This window comes from Streptomyces atriruber, assembly GCF_001418325.1.
GTDB classification, from domain to species: Bacteria; Actinomycetota; Actinomycetes; order Streptomycetales; family Streptomycetaceae; genus Streptomyces; species Streptomyces atriruber.
On record NZ_LIPN01000473.1, the window covers coordinates 1 to 7,035 of the forward strand.

The following is a 7,035-nucleotide window of genomic DNA, read 5'->3' on the forward strand; positions in this document are numbered from 1 at the left end:
AGATGTGTATAAAGAGACAGCTCCTGATGGGGGAGGGACAGGGGGAGAGGGGGCGGTGACGCATCCCGAAGGGCGCGTCACCGCCCTCGGCGGAGCGCCTAGTGGAACTGCTCCGTCTCCGTGGAGTCCGCCAGCGCGGTGGTCGAGGAGGCGGGATTGACCGCGGTCGACACGAGGTCGAAGTAGCCGGTCCCGACCTCGCGCTGGTGCCTGACCGCGGTGAAACCGTGCTCCTGCGCCGCGAACTCCCGCTCCTGCAGGTCGACGTACGCGGTCATGCCGTGCTCCGCGTAGCCGCGCGCCAGATCGAACATGCCGTGGTTGAGGGAGTGGAAGCCCGCCAGCGTGATGAACTGGAACTTGTAGCCCATCGCCCCGAGCTCCCGCTGGAACTTGGCGATCTGGTCGTCGTCCAGCGCGGCCTTCCAGTTGAAGGAGGGCGAGCAGTTGTAGGCCAGCATCTGGTCCGGGTGCTCGGCGTGGATCGCCTCGGCGAACTCGCGGGCCTGCGCCAGGTCCGGGGTGCCGGTCTCCACCCAGATGAGGTCGGCGTAGGGGGCGTAGGCGAGTCCGCGCGCGATCACCGGGTCCATGCCGTTGCGCACCCGGTAGAAGCCCTCCGCCGTGCGCTCGCCGGTCACGAACCGNNAGCTGGTCCTCGTAGTGGATGCCGGCCGCACCCGCCGCGATCATCGCCTTGGTCAGTTCGAAGGCGTTGAGGGGACCGCCGAAACCGGCCTCCGCGTCAGCGACGACCGGCGCCAGCCAGTCCACCGTGTCGTCGCCCTCGCTCGTGGCGATCTGGTCGGCGCGCAGCAGCGCGTTGTTGATCCGGCGCACCACCTGCGGAACGGAGTTGGCCGGGTACAGGCTCTGGTCCGGGTAGGTGTGACCGGCCTGGTTGGCGTCGGCCGCGACCTGCCAGCCGGACAGATAGATGGCCTGGAGACCGGCCTTGACCTGCTGGACCGCCTGGCCGCCGGTCAGCGCGCCGAGCGCGTGGACGTAGTCCAGGTCGTGCAGTTGGCGCCACAGCCGCTCCGCGCCGCGGCGTGCCAGGGTGTGCTCCTCGCGGACGCTGCCGGAGAGCCGGACGACCTCGTCGGCGCTGTACGTGCGCTCGATGCCCTGCCACCGGGGGTCGGTGGCCCAGCGCCGTGCGAGCTCTTCGGCCGCGTGCTTCCTCGCGTCTGCCATTGCTGTCACCGTCTCCTTGACCGAGTCGTACGTGTGTCGTCTGCCAATGCCCCAAGGCCTCGCGGGCTGTGATGGCACGGCGTGTCTCTAATGGGTCCCGCAGTGCTTCGAGGGTGCGGCTCACCGGCTCCGCCGAGTGGCGAAAGTGAGCAATGCTGCCGGGTGCGGGCCACTGCCCAGGCCGGGATCACCGACGTCAGGGCATGAATCGGATCCCGGTCCGGGTGCCGACCGCCGGAGCCCGGTGAGCCGCACTCAGACTCTGGCACTGGCACTCAGTGCCATCAATCGTGGACGTATGCCAATTTCTGCGAATCTTCGAGCGCGGAATTGCCAACTTTGCGAAGGCGGTTCGGCGTCCTGGTTCCCGTACGCTGACGCCCACCTGGCCCCACGTCGGATCACGGAGGACCCCACGGTGAGCAAGACGTATGCGGGCGCGCGACTGCGGCGGCTGCGCGAGGAGCGCCGGATGAGCCAGGCCGAGCTGGCCCGCACCCTGGCCATCTCCCCGAGCTACCTCAACCAGATGGAACACGACTCCCGCCCCCTCACCGTGCCCGTCCTGCTCCGGCTGACGGAGACCTTCGGCGTGGACCCCGGCTTCTTCTCGGAGCGGGACGCCACACGGCTCGTGGCGGACCTCAGGGAGGCACTGGTCGGCGAACTCGCCGACGCCCGCGTCTCCTCCACCGACCTCGCCGAGCTCGCCTCGCGCATGCCCGCGGTCGCCCAGGTCCTGCTGGATCTCGGCCGCCGCAGCCAACTCCTCTCCGAACGGCTCGCGGAGGCCGCAGACGGCCGCGACGGCGCGGTCCCCGACCTGCCCCGCTCGCCCCACGAGGAGATCCGCGACTTCTTCTACCGCCGCCGGAACTACCTTCACGACACCGACCTCGCCGCCGAGCACCTGGCCGAGGAGCTGGGCATCCGGCCCGGCGAGGTCACCCGCGCCCTGACCGCACGGCTCACCGACGCCCACGGCGTCCGGATGACGGCCGAGACCGGCGACCGCCTCCACCACTACGACGACGCGACCCGCACCCTCCACCTGTCCGGCCGCCTGCGCCCCGGCCAGCGCGCCTTCCGCATGGCCACCCAGCTCGCGCTCCTCGAACACGGCGACCTCCTCGACCGCCAGGCCGCCGACGACTTCACGCCCGGCACGCCGACCCACGCCCTCGCCCGCATCGGCATCGCCCACTACTTCGCCGCCGCACTCGTCCTGCCGTACCGCGCCTTCCACGCGGCGGCCGAAGAGGTCCGCTACGACATCGAACGCCTCACCGACCGCCACGGCCTCGGCTACGAGACCGTCTGCCACCGGCTGAGCACCCTGCAGCGCCCCCGTCTGCGCGGCGTGCCCTTCTCCTTCGTCCGCGTCGACCGGGCGGGCAACCTCTCCAAACGGCAGTCCGCCACCGGCTTCCACTTCTCGCGGACCGGCGGCACCTGCCCGCTCTGGAACGTGTACGAGGCCTTCGCCGCGCCGGGCCGCATCCACGTACAGATCGCCGAAATGCCCGACGGGCAGCGCTACTTGTGGACCGCACGCGCCATCACCCGGCACCGCGGCGGCTGGGGGGAACCCGGCAAGACCTTCGCCATCGGGCTCGGCTGCGAGATCCGCCACGCCCACCGGCTCGTCTACTCCGACGGGCTCGACCTCTCCAGCGCGTCGGCCGCCACACCCATCGGCATGGGCTGCCGGGTCTGCGAACGCCTCGACTGCCCCCAGCGGGCCGCGCCGCCGCTGGGCCGCCCCCTGCGGATCGACCAGAACAGCAGCACGTTCGTGCCCTATCCGGTGGCCGACGGGCAGAAATGACTGGCAGACCCGGACGCGGCACGGGAAGGTGCGGAAGTATGAACAGCGATCACCGAGACGGTGTGCCGCCTCCCGGGCAGCCGGGCCGTCCCGACCGGGCCGACCTGCTCACGAGGATGGAACAGAACCTGGCCGAGCACGCCTGCCACCTCCATCGGGACCTGCCGGGCGCGATGGTCGTGGAGACCGACGACCTCCTCGTCGCCGACAGCGGTCTCGACGACGACACCTTCAACATCGTCGCCATGGCCCGCTGCACCGCCGAGACCGCCCCGGCATGCATCGCCGTGACCGCGCGGGCGCTGGCGGCGACGGGCCGCCCCTTCTCCTGGTGGGTCGGCCCCGCGTCGACACCGCCGGACCTGTCCGCGCGGCTCACGGCCGCCGGGCTGCCGGCCTCGGAACACGAGACGGCGATGTGGGCGGAGCTGGACGCGCTCCCACCGCAGCCCGCCGTGCCCGGACTCGACATCCGGCCGGTGACCACGGCCCGGCAACTCGCCGACTACGCCACGGTGCTCGCCGCGAACTGGACCCCGCCCGCCGAGACCGTCCGCCGCTTCCACGACCGGACCGCACCCCGGGCCCTCGCCCCGGACTCCCCGGCCCACTACCTCGTCGGCTGCGTCGAGGGCCGCGCGGTCTGCTCCGCCGAGGTGTTCACGCACGCGGGAGTCGCCGGGATCTACAACATCAGCACGCTGGCCGCACACCGAGGACGCGGCTACGGCGGCGCCATCACCCTCGCCGCGCTCCACGCCGCCCGTGACCGAGGCCACTGCCTGGCGGTGCTCCAGGCGTCGGCCGAGGGCGAGCCCGTCTACCGCCGTCTCGGCTTCCACGCGTGCGGTCGCTTCACCGAACACGCCCTGCTCGCGACCGAAATGCCGCTCAACGCTCCCGATTGAGCGTGTCGACGGCACCCAGGGCGTCGCCGATGGTGGCGAAGTCGACGGCGACGAAATTGACCGGCCTGCCGCGGTCCTTCTCGCAGCGGCGGGCCCGCTCCAGGATGAAGTCGCGCTTGTTCACGACGGCGGCGTCGAGCCTGCTGCCGCCCATGTCGGTGATGAAGTGGTTCAGCAGGAACAGCCGCTTGCCGGTCCCGCCGCGATGCGGGGCGCAGTTCATCTGCTCGGGCGCGGTGTACGCGAACGGGGTCTCCATGCCGTACCGGTAGAAGTTGCGGTACCAGGGCGCGGGCCCGTCGGCCTGTTCGGCGAAGACCACCAGGCGCCGCCCCGAGCCGATCATCTCGCCCAGGGTGGGCCAGGGCCGGCCCGGGTCCGCGTGCGGCGTGAACACCAGCCGCTCAAGACCCGCCCGGCGGAACGCCTGCCGCGTCTGTTCGCCGTCGATGGCGTCCTGGACGACCAGGGTGACCAGTTCACCGGGGTGCTCGTCGAGCCAGGCGCCGATCTTGCGCAGCGTCTCCACCAGGGGGATCGCCCCGGCCCGGCACACCGCGTGACACAGCCACGTCCCGGGGCGCGGCGGATTGGCCCGTTCGACCAGCCGGGTGATCTGCTCCTTCATGTCGGGCGGGAAATCCGCCTCCCGCAGCCGTTCCGCCACCTCCTCGGGGGTCTCCCACGTCTGGGTGTCGATCAGGAGGCCGCGGGCCCCGGCGTTCAGCTGCGCGACGATGTCCGGGTCCTGGAGCGGGCCGATGAACCGGTCGGCCGTCGTCGACATCGCGTTGTGCGTGGCCAGATAGGCGACCTGGTCGTACCGCTTGTCGCAGAGCGACTCCGAGCCCAGGCACAGCTCGCGGGCCTCCTTGCCCGCCGCCAGCGGGGCCAGCACCGCACCCGCCACCGCGACGGCCACCAGGACCCCGCCCGCCGTACCGAAGACCGCGCTCCGCCGCCGCCCCGTCAGCCGCGCCCCGCGCCGCGCCACCACCTTCTCGTACGCCCATGCCGCCCCGGCCAGCGCCAGCCCGGCCAGCAGCGGGAGCGCCGCCGTGATCAGCCCCACCGAGACGAGGGCGTCCGCGGCACCGTGCTGCACATCGTCGAGGAGGCTGCGGACTGAGGACGGCCAGCTCTGCGGCGGGTGGGCCATCAGGCCGCCGACCTGCCACCGTGCCAGGGCGAGCACCACCGCGGCCAGCGCGCCTCCCGCCGCCAGCGCCGTGCCGACGCGGCGCACCCGCACCGGCCAGGACGCGGAGCCGGTGAAGGCCAGCACCCCGACCGACGCGAGAGCGAGCACGCACGCGATGCCCTGGACCCACCCCAGCGCGAGCTTGGTGAAGTGCCGGGCCTCTTCGGCCGCCCCCAGGTCGACGCCCGCGGCCGCCAGGTCCGGCACGACGTTCCAGTGGCCGTCGTCCGTGAGGACCGACAGATCGGAGGCGGCGCCGGGGCCGCGGTCGCCGAGCGCGTAAGGCCCCACGGCCGCGAGGGCCGAGGCCACGTCCCCGGTGCCCAGCGACGCCTCCACCTGAGGGCGCAGATCCGCCCGCCGGTCCTCCGGGACGGGCCCCATCAGCCACTCTGCCGCCTGCCGGGCGGCGCTGGGTTCGAGGCGCAGCTCGGGGAGGTTCTCGGGGCGGCGGCCACGGGAGAGGTCGTCCAGAGCGGCCGTCAGCTCGCGCGCGAAGGCGGCGAAGTCGGGGGACTGCCGCCCCTGGGCGGAGGCGACCAGGTCGCCGAGGTAGATCTCGGCGAAGCTGCCGATGTTCGTGAGGACGGGCCGCAGATCGACGGAGAGACGAAGGCGCGGCTCCTCCCCGCGCAGATAGCCCACGGCGTGACCGATCTGCTCGTCCACCAGGGTGCGCAGGGTGGCGGGCGGCAGCACGTTCTTCAGGTTCGCCGTCACCTGTGCCTCGGGAACCGGCAGCCTGCCGAGGAGGTCCCGGGTGACCCGGGCCGTCGCCGGATCGACGAGCACCTCGTCGTACAGCCGCTCGTAGGCACCCTGTTCATCCAGCACGGCCTGGTAGAAGACACGGTTCAGCACGGTCGCGCGGGCACAACCGGCGAGGACCAGCACTGCCGTCGACAGGGCCAGAACACCCCAGGCCACGGGCCGTATCCAGGACCGCCGTATCCAGGACCGCCCTGTCCGGGACCGCCGTCGCCCCGCTGCCGTGGCGCCCCGGCCCTCCGCGTCACTGCCACTCACGGAACGATCATCCGCCGCGCAGGGACGCGGCGCCACACCGGCCCCTCAGCCCCGGCACTCCCCGGCCCGACGGACCGACCCGCTGAGCAGGTCGACGCGCTGCCCCGATCCCTCCTTGAGGACGTAGAGGGTGCCGTCCTCGGGAGTCCAGTCGCGCGGCACGAGGAAGACGCGGTCCCCGGAGACGTGGAACAGGCGAAGCCCGCCGTACTCGTACGCGTACTGGCTCCCCTTGTCGGTGACGCGGCGGAAACAGCTGCCGCCGCCCCGGATCATCAGGTCCTTCTCGCTGAAGACGACGACGGCGGGGAAATCGCTGCGGACCGTCCGCTCGGTCAGCTCCGCGCGGCCCCGGCCCGCGATCGCGGCGTACGCCGACACGGCCCAGAACAGCGACAGCACGCAGACGAAGAGAGTGAGCCCCCACAGCCGAAGGTCCCGGCGTTCGCGGGTGCGGGCGTACGCGTTGAGCGTGAGGCCGCCGATCGCGGTGAGGGGGAGCACGAGGTCGAACAGCCAGGGGCTGAGCGGATACAGCGGCACGAGGGCGAGCGGGACGGCCCAGGCGAACCGCAGGACACGCACCGCGCGAGCCAGCCGTTCCGGTTCGCCCGCCGTCCAGCGGAGCACCCCGAGCGTGCCGAGCGCGACGCCAGCGGCGAGCCAGGCCGGGAGGTAGAGGGCTCCGACACTGCGCAACAAGTAGTCGCTGGTGGAGAGGTGGAAGACGGTGTCGCGCAGGCCGAGCGCCTTGGTCTCGGCGTCGGTGCTCGCCCAGCCGAAGTAGAAGAGGACCGCGGTCAGGAGGGTGACGAGGGATCCGACGGCACCGAGGATCTCCACCCAGCCGAATTGGGGTTCGGAGGGGGTGGGGG

At 72.2% G+C, this 7,035-nt stretch carries 5 protein-coding genes and 1 pseudogene; 2 read left to right on the plus strand and 4 right to left on the minus strand.

The window, feature by feature from the left end; translation table 11 throughout:
- Positions 1-98: 98 nt before the first annotated feature.
- Together aceA and AOK03_RS44520 are read right to left on the minus strand one after the other, a co-directional pair.
- Positions 99-647 (minus strand): isocitrate lyase (gene aceA / locus AOK03_RS44515; RefSeq protein WP_244177887.1); only part of this gene is annotated, 549 nt, incomplete at its 5' end.
- Positions 648-649: 2 nt separating this feature from the next.
- Positions 650-1,197 (minus strand): annotated as a pseudogene (locus tag AOK03_RS44520) (isocitrate lyase/phosphoenolpyruvate mutase family protein); the annotation flags it as partial.
- Between the two features lie 418 nt (positions 1,198-1,615).
- On the opposite strand from AOK03_RS44520, the gene AOK03_RS36245 reads away from it, so the two are divergent.
- Together AOK03_RS36245 and AOK03_RS36250 are read left to right on the plus strand one after the other, a co-directional pair.
- Positions 1,616-3,025, plus strand: a complete 1,410-nt coding sequence (locus AOK03_RS36245; RefSeq protein ID WP_055569639.1) for a short-chain fatty acyl-CoA regulator family protein — start codon at positions 1,616-1,618, stop codon at positions 3,023-3,025.
- 116 nt (positions 3,026-3,141) lie between these two features.
- A complete protein-coding gene (locus tag AOK03_RS36250; protein WP_055569641.1) occupies positions 3,142-3,933 on the plus strand; it encodes a GNAT family N-acetyltransferase in 792 nt (263 codons plus the stop codon).
- Here the strand turns inward: AOK03_RS36250 and AOK03_RS36255 are convergent.
- Positions 3,917-6,061, minus strand: coding sequence for a phosphoinositide-specific phospholipase C-related protein (locus tag AOK03_RS36255; protein WP_079075173.1), 2,145 nt, complete (start codon positions 6,059-6,061; stop codon positions 3,917-3,919). The genes AOK03_RS36250 and AOK03_RS36255 overlap by 17 nt on opposite strands.
- A gap of 144 nt (positions 6,062-6,205) precedes the next feature.
- Positions 6,206-7,035: hypothetical protein (locus AOK03_RS36260; protein ID WP_157869171.1), on the minus strand; the 830-nt coding region annotated here is incomplete at its 5' end.

What these genes read in the sequence shown, in the direction of transcription:
- AOK03_RS36250 (WP_055569641.1), top strand. Translation starts at nt 3,142, where the DNA reads ATGGAACAGAACCTGGCCGAGCACGCCTGCCACCTCCATCGGGACCTG.